Origin of the sequence: Acinetobacter sp. V115_6, from assembly GCF_031799025.1 — a bacterium.
In the GTDB taxonomy this organism is placed as follows: Bacteria; Pseudomonadota; Gammaproteobacteria; order Pseudomonadales; family Moraxellaceae; genus Acinetobacter; species Acinetobacter pittii.
The window spans coordinates 1,609,987-1,624,648 of record NZ_JAVQNO010000021.1 but is presented as its reverse complement, the minus strand read 5'-3'; the positions used below and the strand labels follow the sequence as shown (position 1 = coordinate 1,624,648).

Here is a 14,662-nt window from a genome sequence, read left to right as displayed (position 1 = left end):
AAATCTTGGGGTAAGTAAAACAAAAATTGTTAGAGACGATATTGGTGAATAGAGGCGATGAGCTTACTATATCTACAATATTAAGTGGTCAGATCAATATGCCTAATTCAGTTTGGAAGAGATTACGTAAGTTTTTTTATAATAATCTTCACAACCATGACTATGAAACGACGGTAAGTAAATGCATTAACTATTTTTTAGTTATTTTAATTATTGGTAACGTTGCTGCTGTTTTATTGGAAACAGTAAATGATTTGTACTCAAATTATCGTATTTGGTTTGACTACTTTGAGAATATTTCAATCGCAATTTTTAGTATTGAGTATTTATTAAGGTTGTGGAGTGTTGCAGATCGAGATACGACACAATCCGTATGGAAAACCCGCTTGAATTGGATGAAAAGTGGGGAAGCAATTATTGATTTGATGGCAATTTTGCCAGCTTACCTGAATTTCTTTGTACGAATCGATCTTCGTATGCTTCGGATTTTACGTTTACTTCGTTTATTAAAATTAACACGTTATTTTATCTCGCTACAGATATTGTTATGTGTGATTAAACGCGAGAAGGGATCTTTTCAAGCAGTTATCTTTATTTTAATTATCATGATTATTATGACTGCTTCTGGAATTTATGTGGTTGAAAACAAAGCTCAGCCAGAAGCTTTTAGTTCAATACCTAAATCTATGTGGTGGGCAGTGGTTACCTTAACTACAGTGGGGTATGGCGATGTCACTCCTGTAACTAGCCTAGGGAAGTTATTAGGGGCGCTTATTACTATTTTGGGTGTAGGTATTGCAGCATTACCAGCTGGTATTTTGGCGTCTGGACTTGCAAATGAGCTTAATCAACGGAATCAGAGACTAGAGCAAGAATTTCGTGAGTTACTTCAAGCACGAGGTATTGATATTTTACATGATGAAATTGAAATAGAGAGGGTCCGTCAAAAAGTAGGATTGCCAAAAGAGCAAGCGCATAACCTGATTATTCAAATTATGCGTGAAAAAGTATTAGAAGAAGAAGAGTCGGTCCGAGAGAAAAAATGTTATTGCCCACATTGTGGTGGAAAGCTAACTGATTAGAAGTAATAAGTTAGCCTTTTCTTTCATTAAGCTTTTTTGCTGGCTTTTTCTACTGCAAATGCGATAAGTAAAATGATTAGACCGCCAAGGCTTAAAACAAAACCTACCCAGATTGGAGCGATCCAACCCATTTGGTGACTGAGTACCCAGCCCCCTAAAAATGCACCTAATGCATTGGCCATATTAAATGCAGAGTGGTTGAGTGAGGCAGCTAAAGTTTGGGCATCACCTGCAACATCCATTAGACGAGTTTGTAATGCTCCGCCTAACCCCATTACCGTGAGACCAATTAAAAATAAAGATGCGATGGCAGTATAAATATTACTCATTAAAAAACTAGCGACAACAAATGCGATAGCTGAGCTAATTAATACACCCACTATAGTTTTGTTGAGGTTCTTATCTGCAAGCCATCCTGCTGCTAAACCACCAATAACCATACCTATACCCCAGATAGCTAAAGCGATAGGGACGATTTGGATATTAACTTGTGTGTATTCAGTCAAAATTGGTGAAACATAGCTATAAACTGAAAACATGCCTCCAAAACCGATTGCACCTACTGCTAGTGTTAACCACATGTTGATATTTTTAAGGCCAGCTAATTCAGTTTTGATACTGGCGGTAGCCTGAACTGGAATATTGGGTACAAAGAAGCCAACAGCAATTAAAGTGATGAAAGCAATAGTTGCTGAAAACTCAAAACCTGCTCTCCAACCAAAGTTTTGGCCTAACGACGTTGCTAAAGGAACGCCAATGACAGTTGCCACTGTAAGACCCATCATCATTTGGGCAACCGCAGAAGCTCTTTTTGATGGACCCGCTAGTTCAGCTGCAACTAAGGCACCCACACCAAAATATGCTCCGTGTGGTAAACCTGCAATGAAACGTGAGACTAAAACAGTTTCAGGTGTATGAGCTAAAGCAGTACAGGCATTTGCAACACCATAAAACAGCATTAAGCCAAGCAATAAAGTTTTCCTAGGTACTTTAGCTCCAAGAATAGCGATGATAGGAGCACCAATAACTACACCCAATGCATAAGCACTAATAAAGTGACCAGCTTCAGGTACTGTAATATTTAAATTATTTGCAATTTCTTGAATCAGTCCCATTGCCACGAATTCAGTGGTTCCAATACAAAAACCACCTACAGCTAGTGAGAAAATTGCTAAAAAGAGAGAGTAATGTTGATGTGTGGAAAGAGGAGATTGCGGGGACGCCATAATAAGTTGAAGGAAGACTCAAAAAGAGAATTATAAGGGAAAAGAGAACAGAATAATAAAAAACTAAAATATTGAGGGAATGATTACATATTCAAATGAAGTAAATTTAAATTTTATATAGATTAATTCATCGAAAAACTTTTAAAAATTATATATGATTACCGCGTAATACTTTAAGTATTACAACAAGTTGTATAAATATCTAAAAATAGAGATGCTAAAACGTGAGAAAATTATTTATTACCTGCCTTATGGGTATGGCTATGTTATCTATGTCTGGTTGCGCAGTATTTATGGCGGGTAATCAACCAAGTAAAAAAAATTTAAATGTTCTAAATCCAGGCAGTTCTCGTAATTATGTGATTGCCGAGTTTGGTGCACCTGTACTTTCAGAATACCGTGATGGAACACGTGTCGAGATCTATACTTTTCAGCAAGGTTATTCAAAGTGGGTAAAAGTCGGCAGAGCTTTTGGTCATGGTATAGCAGATGTGGCTTCAATCGGCCTTTGGGAGGTATTTGGGACTCCGACAGAAGCATATTTTAATGGTAAAGAAACCTCATACGAAGTATCTTACGGACCAGATGATTTAGTAAAAAGCTATAAGTTAATTGATTTCGAGCAAACATTTCCAAAGATGAAGCATCAGTAAAATCAACTTAAATGAAATAAGAAAAGGCCTTTGGGTCTTTTTTTATGTAAAATTAAATTTATTAATGATAATAAGAATTATTTTTATTTGTGTATACTGTATCCGCTTATATTTTGTCTGAAATTTTTAACTTTGCGTATAACAGGATTTTGTAATAATGAATAGATTTCTAATGACGTCACTTGCATTGATATGTACAACAGGCTTTGCTCATGAACCTTATGTAGCTCCTGTAGCTTATAAAACTGAACAGACTCAAGTACCCGTAATTGCTGGTTATGCGGAAGAAGCATTAAATAGTGAATATGCTTTAAAGGATGCTAAGCTTACTGTAATTACACCTAAAAATGAGCTTAAAACCGTCAATTCAGAAGCCCTGCATAAGTCTGCTACTGTTTTTGATGTAGATTTACCTGAAGAAGGCACATACATTGTTCAAACTCAGGCAAGTTATCCTTTGAAATATGTATACGACCAAAAAGCATGGCATTTATTTTTTGATATGCCAGCTGATAAAGCTCCACCGAAAGCAGAACGTGAATATTTGATTCCGACTGACCTTAAAACAAAAACAATTAAAACAGAACAAGTAACACGTGAGTGGATATTGCAGAGTTATCTTTCTAAAGGAAAAGTTTCAGATATTCAGCTTCCGAATACACCGATTAAAGTTAGTTTCTCTGTACATCCTAACCAGATTAAAGCTGCTCAACCTGTTAAATTAACCATAACTGAAAAAGGACAGCCTTTAGCTTATGCTGAAGTGAATTTAAGAGAAAAGGGTGCAACTGACAAGCAAGTGCAGCAGTTTAAGGCGGGAGGCAACGGTCAAGTCGAACTTACGTTTCCAAAAGTTGGAGAGTACCTAGTAGAAGTAACAGCTCCTCTAAATTTGAAATTAAAACCTAAAGATCAGAGCTATACGATTATTAGCTTAAATGTTTTAGCGCAATAGTTTTTAGGGTTTTAAAAAATAGGTCTTTATTAGGCCTATTTTTAGTTTTCATATTCTTACTCATTAAAAAAACTTCATTAAAACGTTTAATTTCACTTTAGTTTCAGAGGAAACAAAAATTCATTGCAAGTAAAAGATAATGAAATAAAATTCATGTTGAGACAAACTAATTAATTTTATGTTAAACTGAATAAAATTCATTAATAAAGATTTGTCGAAAGTTTTATGGAAAAGCAAAGATGAGCTTTATCCATTTATAGATAAATCTGTTTTTTAGGCTTGGGCCCATGTTAGAAATACGCCACCTTAAAACTCTAGTTGCTTTACGCGAGCATGGTTCATTAGTTTCAGCAGCTAATGACCTTTGTTTAACGCCATCTGCTATTTCCCATCAATTAAAAGAATTAGATCATTGGTATGGGGTAGAAGTTGTTAATCGTCGAAGTAGACCTGTTAGTTTTTCTAATGTCGGACAGCGCTTATTAAAATTGGCTGATGATGTTTTGCCACAAATCCAGATTACACATAGTGATATCACACGTATTGTGCATGGGCAGACAGGTAGAATTATTTTTTCATCGGAATGTCATAGTTGTTTTGACTGGTTAATGCCTTTATTAAATCAGTATCGCCAGCAATATCCTGACGTCGATTTAGACTTTGCTTCGGGGTTTGAAGCTAATCCACATGAACTCTTACAAAATGCGGAATTTGATTTATTGATTACAGCTGACCCAATCGCGTTAAAAGGAATTGAGTATTTTCCGATTTTTGAATATGAGTCACGGTTAGTCTTATCAAATACTCATCCTTTGGTGCGGGCTGAAAATATTACAGTTCAAGAGTTGGCCGAAGAAGTTTTAATTACTTATCCAGTTGATAAGCATCGTTTAGATATTATGTCTAAACTTTTCATCCCCGCGAATATTCAGCCTAAACTAATACGGACAACTGATTTAACCCAAATGCTTATTCAACTCGTTGCAAGTGGACGAGGTATTGCTGCTTTACCTGATTGGGTAGTGAATGAGTATGAACAAAAGGGATGGGTTACTAGTCGTCGTTTAGATTGTGTTTCTCCTACAGGTTTAAGACGAACTTTATATGCGGGCTATCGAACTGAAGAAAAAGAGAAAAGTTATTTTGAAGGCTTTTTAAAGCAGTTAGAAAAGTTCTCTTTAAAGCGAAACGCTTATTATTCTGGCTAAAAAATCATTTAGCCTAAGTGTTAAAAAGGTGCTTTATTGCACCTTTTTCATGTTGATTTTTATTTGCCAATGAATAAAGAGAGTAATCCTGCCGCAATTAGAGGACCGACTGGTACACCACGGAGTAAAGCGACACCAGCAACTGTACCAATCAGTAAACCTGCAACTACGTCAGGTTGGCTCGACATTAGTTTTACTCCGCGACCACCTAGCCAGGCGACTAACAGACCAATTGCGATAGCCATAATAGACTTAACACTAATAAAGGATTTTAAAATACTCTCTCCACTGAGTTTCCCACTGGCAATTGGAGTGAGTACGCCAATGGTTAAAATAAGAATTCCTAAATTAAGACCATGAGCTTGAATATAAGGGAGAAACTCATTTAATGGTGTGATTTTAACGACAATCAACACACCTGCTGCAATAGTTACAGCTGCATTTTGACTTAATAAGCCGCAGACAAGCAGAACGAGTAGAACAACTAAATTAACATCAAATTGGGCAAGCATGGCGAGCGGAGGGCATTATAAATAAATGGAATTGTATAATATTTAAGAGTTGGAATGTGAAAGCTTTAAAAGATACAGCTGATTTCAGCTCTTCTTAATTAAAAATTGAGTGTATATCTCTCAATGATAAGGAGTTTTAATTTTTTGGTTACGCTTGGACACAATGTTATATAAATTAACAAGTTAAAAATTATAGTGTTTAAAAATTATGATATAAAAATAATCATTACTCATGAGTACGGGATATTTTTATGGACATTATAGATATCAAGATCAAAGATCAGTTTGATAAGATTCATGATGCAAAAGCACAACTAAAGAAAAATTTAGTGGAACATGAAAATGAATCTTTAAAGCTAAGCCAACGTATTGAGCATATTATTGTTGATAATGAAATTATTTTGCCTACTACCGAATTATTATTTGAAAGCGAACAGAACGAAAATATTTATCGAGTAGTCGAAGAATAGAGTGCAAGTTGCATGAAGTAAATGTAAAGAGCTGCTGGTAGGGTTTAGTAAAAAGTGGAAACTACGTTAAAATAACAGCTTAGTTCTAATGAGAAAACTTCATGCTGCTGGAAAAAATTTTACAATCACAAGGGTTTGGTTCACGTAAATATTGTCAGCAGTTAATAAAAAACGGATCTGTAAGTATTGATGGAGAGGTTGTAAGTGACCTTAAAAAGCAATTCTCTCCAGAAAATTTAGAATTTTCTCTTTTCGGGGAAACTTATCAATATCGAGAAAAAGTTTATGTTGCGCTAAAAAAACCGAAAGGTTTTGAATGTTCACACCAACCTCACCATCATCAAAGCGTATTTAGCCTTTTACCGGAAATCATGATTCAACGTGGTGTGCAAGCCATTGGCCGTCTAGATCAAGATACAACAGGCTTACTTTTACTTACTGATGACGGTAAATATCTTCAAGCTTTAACTCATCCCCGTAAGCATGTTCCAAAGGTTTATCATGTTACGACTATAGATCCAGTTACACCTGAGCAAATTGAAATGCTGAGCCAAGGTGTGAGCCTACATCAAGAAAAAGGTGTGTTTGCTGCAACGGATGTAGCGCTATTAGAAACTCATCAATTAACCATGACGATTCATCAAGGTGTTTATCATCAAGTAAAAAGAATGATTGCAGCTGTAGGAAATAAGGTAGAAGCATTGCATCGCCATCAAGTAGGACAATTGGTTTTACCTGAACTTGAAGATGGAGAATGGGTGTATTTATCTGAACAACAAAAACAGCTTGCTCAAAATATTATTTGAGAAAACAATGAAAAGTTTGGAACTCGCTATCTCGAATGAATCCCATTTGTTCATATAAACGATGAGATTCATGGTTGTTACTTTGAGTTTCTAAACTAATCCGCAAAGCATTCTCTTGTTTTGCAAATAAGATTGCTGTATCGATGAGCTGTTTAGCTGAACCTTGACGACGGAAAACGGGGGTAACATAGACATCATCTAAGATATAGTAAGTTGAACAAGCAACTGAAGAAAAACCTAAATAGAGTAAAATAAAACCCGTAATTTTATCGTCTTTAATATGAATGAAGAACACACTTTCTCTATTCTCAAAACGTTGTTTTAGGAAGTGAAGGGATTCATTAAAATTAGAAGAGGCCCCATAAAATTGGCGATATTCATCAAATAAAACGGCGAGTTGCTCTAAGTCTTCAAAAGTCGCTCGTCTAACGATCATTTGGCACTCCTTGTAACTTATCATTATGTTTTTACAAAGAGAGCATAACGAAAAAAAGAACTTTTTGACGTTAAAACTTGTTTATAAATGCAACAGTGTTAAGTTTTGTCGCTTTCACCAAGAAGTGCATTCAATTCTTCAAATAAATCTTCATGGTCATCATCTTCAGCTAAAGTTGATGAATTTTGGTTTAATGAAGATGCTTTTGCTTTTCTCAGTTTTAATAATTGCTCCATATTAATATTCTGATTTTCGATAGCAAATGGAATAGATTTAGTTAATACGACCTGTTTAAAAAAAAGTCGTACCGCTTGGGCAGGGGTAATTCCCAATTGCTTAAAAACAGCAAAAGCTTGTTTTTTCTCTTGGGAGTCAAGTCGAACCTGATAAACTTCTGTTTTTCGCATGAATAACAAAACCAAATGATTTTTAATTTTTAGGAATTCATTTTAAACCATCGCAATGTAATTTCAATGTTTTTTGGCATAAAAAATAATCTTTTTGTCATTACGGTTACATTACAATGTCAATTCAAATTCAGAATTGAAAGACATTCCCTCTTTTGTGAGGGGATCTGTAAATGAAATATGCTTAGCCAGAAGCTGTAATGGTTCTGAAAAATCATCTTCAGCTTTGTGCTGAACTACGGGATAAAATGGATCATTTTTAATCGGAATTTCTAAATAATTAAGATGCACGCGAAGTTGATGCTGTTTCCCCGTTGTAGGAGTTAAACGATATTTTGCCCAAATCTGGTTGTGCTCTATAAGCTCAATATAAGTCTGGGTATTGGCTTTCGTATTTTCTATAACCTGCATCGTATAAAAAGGATGACCTTTATCTAAATGCAAATGTAATGTCTGAGGAAAATTTAAATCTTTTTTATAAGGTGCAATAGCGTAATAAATTTTATTGACTTGGCGCTCGGCAAATAATTGTTGATAAATACCACGCGACTCAACCCGCTTGCAAAATAGAACAACACCCGCGGTTTCGCGGTCTAAGCGATGAATAGGGGTTAAAAATTCATTGCCAGTTTGTTTTTTTAGCCGCACTAAAAGAGTTTCTTGAACATATTGTCCTGTCGGGCTAATTGTTAAAAAATGTGGTTTATCGACCACTAATAAATCATCATTCTCAAATAAAATCCGATGTTCAAATGGAACGTGGACTTCATAAGCAAGAAATCGATAATAAAAAATATGCGTATTACTTTGGTATGGACTATCTAATGTTAGTTTTTGTCCATTTGCCCCATAAATAAGCCCGTCTTCAAATCTTTGTTTCCACTCATCTGTTCTAATATGTGCAAAGTGACCACATAGATACTCATAAATCGTTTGAGTGTCTTTTTGTTGAGGAAGATAAACTTGGCTTGCGCTTACACCATTAATCATAGGTGGCAAAAAATCGTTCGGACTAGACATAAAAAAGTGTAAATATGTAAGAAAATTGATATAAAAAAAGCCAACTTCTAGGGCTTAAGTAGGCTTTTAAGGCAGGGCAATGTTATCATAACGATTATTTCGAATCATGTTATGTGTGCTATGTCGTATTCATTGAAATTGGTCTTAAATCATGAAGAAGATACTGAGCGTTTAGCTCAAGCTTTGGCGCAGCATGTTCAGTCGGGTGTAATTTATTTAATTGGAGATCTAGGTGCGGGTAAAACCACACTTACGCGCTATTTCTTACAGGCTTTGGGTCATAAAGGTTCTGTTAAAAGTCCAACTTATACGCTTGTTGAGCCGTATAAAATTAATGATAAAGAAATTTTTCATTTTGATTTATATCGTTTGAATGACCCCTACGAACTTGAATTAATGGGAATCCGTGATTATTTAGATATCACAGATGCGTTATTTCTATTTGAATGGCCTTCTAAAGGTGGAGATGAAATTCCACAAGCGGATATCATCATTGACATTCAAAAGTCAGATGATGAGTTGACTCGTTTAGTAACGTTAACTTTACCAACAGAAAATTTGTACCAGACTTTGCAGGAACAGCTTCATGACTGATGAAAAGCTAACACAACGTCGTATTCATACATTAGACGCAGCGTTAGCGAACCAGATTGCAGCAGGTGAGGTGATTGAGCGACCTTCTTCTGTGGTCAAAGAATTATTAGAAAACTCAATTGATGCAGGTGCAACTGAGCTGATTGTACGGATTGCTCAAGGTGGTTCGACTTTAATCGAAATCATTGATAATGGGCATGGTATTCATCCGGATGATTTGGCACTTGCTGTCATGCGTCATGCCACAAGTAAGATTAAAACTGCTGAAGATTTACATGCAATTGTGAGTTTGGGGTTCCGTGGGGAAGCCTTAGCTTCGATTGCTGCGGTTTCAAGATTGACTTTGACCAGTAGCCAAGATGAAAGTGGTATTGGTCATCAAGTTGAAGTAAACGGTACAGCATTTGATCATCAAGAAGTACAAGCTGTTGCAGCGCAAAAGGGAACCCATATACGTGTTCAGGACTTATTTTTTAATGTTCCTGCGCGCCGTAAATTCTTAAAAAAACCAACCACTGAATTTGGGCATATCGAAGAGATTGTTCGCCGTCTGGCCCTAACACATTTCGATATACGTTTTGTGCTTGAGCATAATGATAATATAAGAATTAATTTACCTATAGCGGATAGCGGAGAGCTACGTTTTCAGCGAGTTCAGCAATTATTAGGCTCACAATTTGTTCAAAATGCATATTGGATTGATGCTGAAAGTATTAGTATGCGTTTATCAGGTTGGCTTGGTCATCCTTCAGATGCACGTGCACAGGCTGATATGCAATATGTCTATGTAAATGGTCGTATTGTCAAAGATAAAACGATTTCGCATGCGCTACGCATGGCCTATGACGGTATTTTACATGGTCATCAACATTCATCTTATTTACTTTTTTTAGAAGTTGACCCTGAAAATATTGATGTCAATGTTCATCCGACTAAACATGAGATTCGATTTTTAAATCAAAGAGAAGTGCATGAGTTTGTAAGACATTATGCAAAAGAAACTCTCGCACAATTTCAGACAGCGAGTGCTGATCTAGCTCAAGCGATGAAAGCGGATGAAAGCTCAGATTATTCAGTACAACCTCAGCCCAAATATCAAGAACAATTTTCATTGCACCGTGCAAATGAAACTTTAAATTCAGACAGTGAAGCACGAACTCAGCCTGCACCGACAGAATTATTAACTGATTTTAACGCTAGTCGTCCCCAATCTGTTCACTATGCAGATCAAACACCAAAATATAATGGTTCTGCTCAATTAAATAATGCTCTAAAAACTTATTTAGCCCCACTTCGCGACCAACCTACTAGTTTTTCGGTAAATGAGGATGTTGGGCCAGTTGCTAAAGTAGATGAGTTTCCTTTAGGTATCGCAATTGCTCAACTGCATGGAATTTATATTTTAGCGCAGAATACCGAAGGGCTTATTATTGTTGATATGCATGCGGCACATGAACGTATTTTATTACAGCAAATGAAAAATGCTTGGGATAAACCTGAATTTTGGACATCTCAGCAGTTGCTTATACCTAAGGTGATTTCCATTAGCCGTATGCAAGCCGTTAGGGTAGAGGAGTTAAAACCTCAGCTCGAGCGCTTAGGTCTGGAAATTGATTTATATGGTGATGAGCAAGTTATTGTTCGCGGTGTGCCAGCCATATTACAAAAAGCTGATTTTGAACATCTTATTCCAGAGCTTTTAAATGATTTAGATCCAAATGATGAAGCACAAGGATTACTTCAAAAAAGAGATGAGTTGTTAGCTGGAATGGCATGTCATGGAGCCGTACGTGCACATCGACAACTTAGTCTTTCAGAAATGAATGCTTTACTTCGTCAAATGGAACAAACCGAATTTGCGAGCCAATGTAACCATGGGCGGCCAACTTGGCGTGCATTCCCATTATCTCAATTAGATAAATTATTTGCTCGAGGAGAGTAGTTTTACATGTCAAATCAATTGCCCGTCATCAATTTAATGGGACCAACTGCGAGCGGGAAAACCGCTTTGGCATGTGAATTATACGAGCGTGGAAATTTTGAGCTAATTTCTGTTGATTCCGCTCTCGTATATAAAGATATGGATATCGGCACGGCTAAACCAACTCGTGAAGAGCAAGAACTCTATCCTCATTATTTGATTGATATTATTACTCCTCTGGAAGTCTATTCAGCTGCTCAGTTTGTTGAAGATGCATGTAAATTGATTGATGAAATGCATTCACGTGGCAAAACTCCTATTTTAGTAGGAGGGACAATGTTATATTTCAAGGCATTGTTAGAAGGGTTATCTGGTAATTTACCAAGTGCTAATGCTGAAGTTCGAGCTGCAATTGAAGAAAAAGCTCTAAATGAAGGATGGCAGGCAGTTTATGATGAGTTGGTTTCTGTAGACCCTGCTGCTGCTATAAAGTTTAATGTAACTGATAAGCAAAGAATTATTCGGGCTCTGGAAGTTTATAAAATTACTGGTGAACCAATTACTAAATTGCAGGCAGAACAACCAAAAAACGTACCATATCGATACATATTTCATAACTACGCTTTACTTCCGGATCGGGTAGAATTACATCAACGCATTGAGCAAAGATTAAGCAAAATGTGGGATATCGGTTTTTTGAGTGAAGTTGAAGCTCTAATTGAAAAATACGATTTAGATGAAAATTTACCCTCAATGCGTTCGGTGGGTTATCGACAAGCACTAGAATTTCTATTAAAAAGTGATCTAAGTCTCAAAAGTAAACGTGAAATGGAGGATAAAGCTTTATTTGCAACACGACAACTTGCCAAACGTCAATATACGTGGTTACGTTCTTTGCAAGAAATACACGATTTTAAAACTTACTTGACGATAAAGCAGGCGAAAGAAGACTTGCGAAACTCTTATGGATAAAGCAAAATTTGCACACTGTCTTTTTATAATTTTTAGTTGAAAAATAAAGATAGTTTTTTTGCGCTGATTTAAAAATTTTTTTTGGAGTTAAAAATGTCTAAAGGTCAAACTTTACAAGATCCGTTCTTAAATTCTCTCCGTAAAGAACGTATCCCTGTTTCTATTTTCCTTGTGAACGGTATTAAATTACAGGGTCATATTGAATCTTTTGACCAATATGTTGTTTTATTAAAAAATACTGTAAGTCAAATGGTTTACAAACACGCGATTTCAACTGTTGTTCCAGCACGTAACCCTCGTCCAGCAGGCGCTCAAGGTACAGGCTTCCCAGCACAAGGCGGCACTCAAGGCGGTTTTGGTGGTCAAGGTAGCGGCTTTGGCGGCGGTCAAGGCGGTGGCTTCGGTGGCGCTCAAGGCGGCTTCGGTGGCGCTCAAGGTGGCTTCGGTGGTCAAGGCGGCTTCGGTGGTCAAGGCGGCTTCGGTGGTCAAGGTGGCTTCGGTGGTCAAGGCGGTTTCGGTGGTCAAGGTGGTTTCGGTGGTCATCAAGGTGGTTTTGACAACGATTCTAAATTTGAAGATGGTCAAGACGACGAAAATAATCGTTAATTGAAATCTTAAAAAAGAAACCAGTCAGACAATGACTGGTTTTTTTATGTGTATTTAAAAGTTGATTCAGAATATTTAACTGGTCATGGAGAATGATTTGCCATGCTGACTAATTTTATTTAAATAAATAGGGCTTTAATGAATGCTATTAATATTAGCTGCTGCTTTTAGCAGCGTCTTGGTATCTATCCTATTAAAAAATTTAAAGAGAAAAGGTTATCAACCACTACAAATGATTGCGTGGAACTATGCAAGCGCAAGTCTTCTTTGTTTTTGGTGGTTTCAGCCTGATATTCAACATGTTTCAATACAACATACTCCTTGGTGGTTAATCTTTGCTTTAGGAATAATTTTACCTAGTATTTTTTTATGTCTTGCTAAATCATTAGAGTATGCAGGAATTGTGAGAACCGAACTTGCACAGCGTCTTTCAGTTGTTCTTTCATTACTTGCGGCATATTTCTTTTTTCATGAACAATTTAATGCATTAAAACTGTGGGGTATAGGTCTAGGAATTTTTGCAGTCTTACTCGTATTATTTGGGCAAATCAATTCTTCAGCAAATCACCAATCTCGAAAGGCGATCTTTGCTCTTTTAAGTGTATGGTGTGGTTATGCAGCAGTAGATATTCTCTTGAAATATACAAGTAGTTTAGGTCTGCAGTTTACACTTACTTTAAATCTTATTTTTATTATTGCTTTTATATTATCGATTTCATATTTATTGCTACAGAATACTCAAAAGTGGCAGTTTAAAAGTACGATAGCTGGGTTAATATTAGGAATACTCAATTTTTCAAATATTGCTTTATATGTAAAAGCTCATATTCTTTTAAAAGATTCTCCTGCTATTGTTTTTGCAAGCATGAATATTCTTGTCGTGTTACTGGGAATTTTAAGCGGACTGATTTTATATAAAGAAAAATTAAAATGGCCTACTATTTTGGGGATTCTTCTAGGAATAAGTGGGGTAGTTTGTTTAGCTAGCGCAATGGCTTGATAGTTCAAGAGAAAAGAATCTCTTGAACTATAGAGATTTTTATAAATATGTGAAAATCACTTCATCTGGCAGACGTGATTTAGGAAGCTTAGCATTAAAGTCATTTTCACTACGATAGCCTAGAGAAACAATCACAGAGCTTCGTAAGCCTTTTTCAGTTAACCCGAGCTCAGTATTTAGAACTTTTTCATCAAAGCCACCCATTGGAGTCGCATCAATGCCTTCTAAGCCAGCAGCAAAGAGTAGCTGTCCTAAAGCAATGAATGTTTGATTTTCCATCCACCCGAATAAATTCTTCTGTTCATTTCGGTAGAACTCGACGTAGCCATGGCGAGTATCTTTTTGGCCTAATTTTGCTTTTTCATCTTTAAAACGGCCACTTAAATCATCTTGCTCAAGTAGTTGATTTAAGTACTCAGATGTAATATCCGTTTTTGTACAGAATACAAGTGTATGTGATGACTCTAGCACTTTAGGAGCATTGTAAGCATACTTTCCTGTTAATGCTTTTGCGATTCGTTCTTTAGCTGCAAGATTATCTGCAACTACAAAGTGCCAAGGCTGAATATTTACTGAAGATGGGGTAAAACGTAAAATTTCTAATAATTTTTTAATTTTTTCTTGAGGAATTTTCTTTTCAGAATCATACGCTTTTGTTGTATAGCGACTTTTAACCGTATTTAATAAATCCATACTTTACTCCATATCAGTTTTATAGCAATTGAGAGAATTTAATCTTTGCAATCATACGCTATTTTATTCAAAAACATTTCCTGTGTAGTTTGATAAAGAAA

At 36.1% G+C, this 14,662-nt stretch carries 17 protein-coding genes; 11 read left to right on the top strand and 6 right to left on the bottom strand.

What is annotated here, in order from left to right:
• Positions 1–98: 98 nt before the first annotated feature.
• Positions 99–1,082 carry an ion transporter gene (locus tag RMA94_RS16115; protein ID WP_025469807.1) on the top strand — a complete coding sequence of 328 codons (984 nt, stop codon included), beginning with the start codon at positions 99–101 and terminating at the stop codon, positions 1,080–1,082.
• A 26-nt stretch (positions 1,083–1,108) separates the two neighbouring features.
• Here RMA94_RS16115 and RMA94_RS16110 read toward each other — a convergent pair whose 3' ends face one another.
• Complete coding sequence (locus RMA94_RS16110; protein WP_311083764.1) at positions 1,109–2,308, bottom strand: MFS transporter; 1,200 nt, start codon at positions 2,306–2,308, stop codon at positions 1,109–1,111.
• A gap of 224 nt (positions 2,309–2,532) precedes the next feature.
• Here RMA94_RS16110 and RMA94_RS16105 point away from each other — a divergent pair, with 224 nt between their 5' ends.
• The 3 genes from RMA94_RS16105 to RMA94_RS16095 all read left to right on the top strand — a co-directional run bounded on the left by RMA94_RS16105 (position 2,533) and on the right by RMA94_RS16095 (position 5,124).
• Positions 2,533–2,961 carry a hypothetical protein gene (locus tag RMA94_RS16105; RefSeq protein WP_202724246.1) on the top strand — a complete coding sequence of 143 codons (429 nt, stop codon included), beginning with the start codon at positions 2,533–2,535 and terminating at the stop codon, positions 2,959–2,961.
• 157 nt (positions 2,962–3,118) lie between these two features.
• The gene (locus RMA94_RS16100; RefSeq protein WP_033847456.1) at positions 3,119–3,916 is read left to right on the top strand and encodes a DUF4198 domain-containing protein; all 798 of its coding nucleotides are present in this window, start codon (positions 3,119–3,121) and stop codon (positions 3,914–3,916) included.
• Positions 3,917–4,203: 287 nt separating this feature from the next.
• Complete coding sequence (locus RMA94_RS16095; RefSeq protein WP_130172422.1) at positions 4,204–5,124, top strand: LysR family transcriptional regulator; 921 nt, start codon at positions 4,204–4,206, stop codon at positions 5,122–5,124.
• 59 nt (positions 5,125–5,183) lie between these two features.
• On the opposite strand, the gene RMA94_RS16090 is transcribed toward RMA94_RS16095, so the two are convergent.
• Complete coding sequence (locus tag RMA94_RS16090; RefSeq protein WP_151302441.1) at positions 5,184–5,636, bottom strand: DUF441 domain-containing protein; 453 nt, start codon at positions 5,634–5,636, stop codon at positions 5,184–5,186.
• Positions 5,637–5,887: 251 nt separating this feature from the next.
• On the opposite strand from RMA94_RS16090, the gene RMA94_RS16085 reads away from it, so the two are divergent.
• Positions 5,888–6,106, top strand: a complete 219-nt coding sequence (locus tag RMA94_RS16085) for a hypothetical protein (RefSeq protein WP_002122273.1) — start codon at positions 5,888–5,890, stop codon at positions 6,104–6,106.
• A gap of 101 nt (positions 6,107–6,207) precedes the next feature.
• Positions 6,208–6,912: a pseudouridine synthase gene (locus RMA94_RS16080; protein WP_202724245.1), complete on the top strand. Its 705-nt coding sequence runs from the start codon at positions 6,208–6,210 to the stop codon at positions 6,910–6,912.
• Here RMA94_RS16080 and RMA94_RS16075 read toward each other — a convergent pair.
• From RMA94_RS16075 to RMA94_RS16065, 3 genes are all read right to left on the bottom strand, one after another.
• Positions 6,905–7,348 (bottom strand): GNAT family N-acetyltransferase, encoded by a 444-nt coding sequence (locus tag RMA94_RS16075; protein ID WP_002122286.1) that lies wholly within the window; start codon positions 7,346–7,348, stop codon positions 6,905–6,907. The two genes, RMA94_RS16080 and RMA94_RS16075, sit on opposite strands and share 8 nt — an antisense overlap.
• Before the next feature lie 98 nt (positions 7,349–7,446).
• Positions 7,447–7,755, bottom strand: coding sequence for a type II toxin-antitoxin system RelB/DinJ family antitoxin (locus RMA94_RS16070; protein WP_002122138.1), 309 nt, complete (start codon positions 7,753–7,755; stop codon positions 7,447–7,449).
• 111 nt (positions 7,756–7,866) lie between these two features.
• Positions 7,867–8,775: a pseudouridine synthase gene (locus RMA94_RS16065; protein WP_311083763.1), complete on the bottom strand. Its 909-nt coding sequence runs from the start codon at positions 8,773–8,775 to the stop codon at positions 7,867–7,869.
• Between the two features lie 120 nt (positions 8,776–8,895).
• Here RMA94_RS16065 and tsaE point away from each other — a divergent pair, with 120 nt between their 5' ends.
• From tsaE to RMA94_RS16040, 5 genes are all read left to right on the top strand, one after another.
• A complete protein-coding gene (gene tsaE, locus RMA94_RS16060; protein ID WP_046812018.1) occupies positions 8,896–9,369 on the top strand; it encodes a tRNA (adenosine(37)-N6)-threonylcarbamoyltransferase complex ATPase subunit type 1 TsaE in 474 nt (157 codons plus the stop codon).
• Positions 9,362–11,311 carry a DNA mismatch repair endonuclease MutL gene (gene mutL / locus RMA94_RS16055; RefSeq protein ID WP_311083762.1) on the top strand — a complete coding sequence of 650 codons (1,950 nt, stop codon included), beginning with the start codon at positions 9,362–9,364 and terminating at the stop codon, positions 11,309–11,311. Before tsaE ends, mutL begins: the two co-directional genes overlap by 8 nt.
• 6 nt (positions 11,312–11,317) lie before the next feature.
• Positions 11,318–12,262, top strand: coding sequence for a tRNA (adenosine(37)-N6)-dimethylallyltransferase MiaA (gene miaA / locus RMA94_RS16050; RefSeq protein ID WP_311083761.1), 945 nt, complete (start codon positions 11,318–11,320; stop codon positions 12,260–12,262).
• 93 nt (positions 12,263–12,355) lie between these two features.
• On the top strand, positions 12,356–12,868 hold the full coding sequence (hfq, locus tag RMA94_RS16045) for an RNA chaperone Hfq (protein ID WP_002122267.1): 513 nt from the start codon (positions 12,356–12,358) through the stop codon (positions 12,866–12,868).
• A gap of 142 nt (positions 12,869–13,010) precedes the next feature.
• The gene (locus RMA94_RS16040; protein WP_311083760.1) at positions 13,011–13,868 is read left to right on the top strand and encodes a DMT family transporter; all 858 of its coding nucleotides are present in this window, start codon (positions 13,011–13,013) and stop codon (positions 13,866–13,868) included.
• A 39-nt stretch (positions 13,869–13,907) separates the two neighbouring features.
• On the opposite strand, the gene nfsB is transcribed toward RMA94_RS16040, so the two are convergent.
• A complete protein-coding gene (gene nfsB / locus RMA94_RS16035; RefSeq protein ID WP_311083759.1) occupies positions 13,908–14,561 on the bottom strand; it encodes an oxygen-insensitive NAD(P)H nitroreductase in 654 nt (217 codons plus the stop codon).
• Positions 14,562–14,662 lie beyond the last annotated feature (101 nt).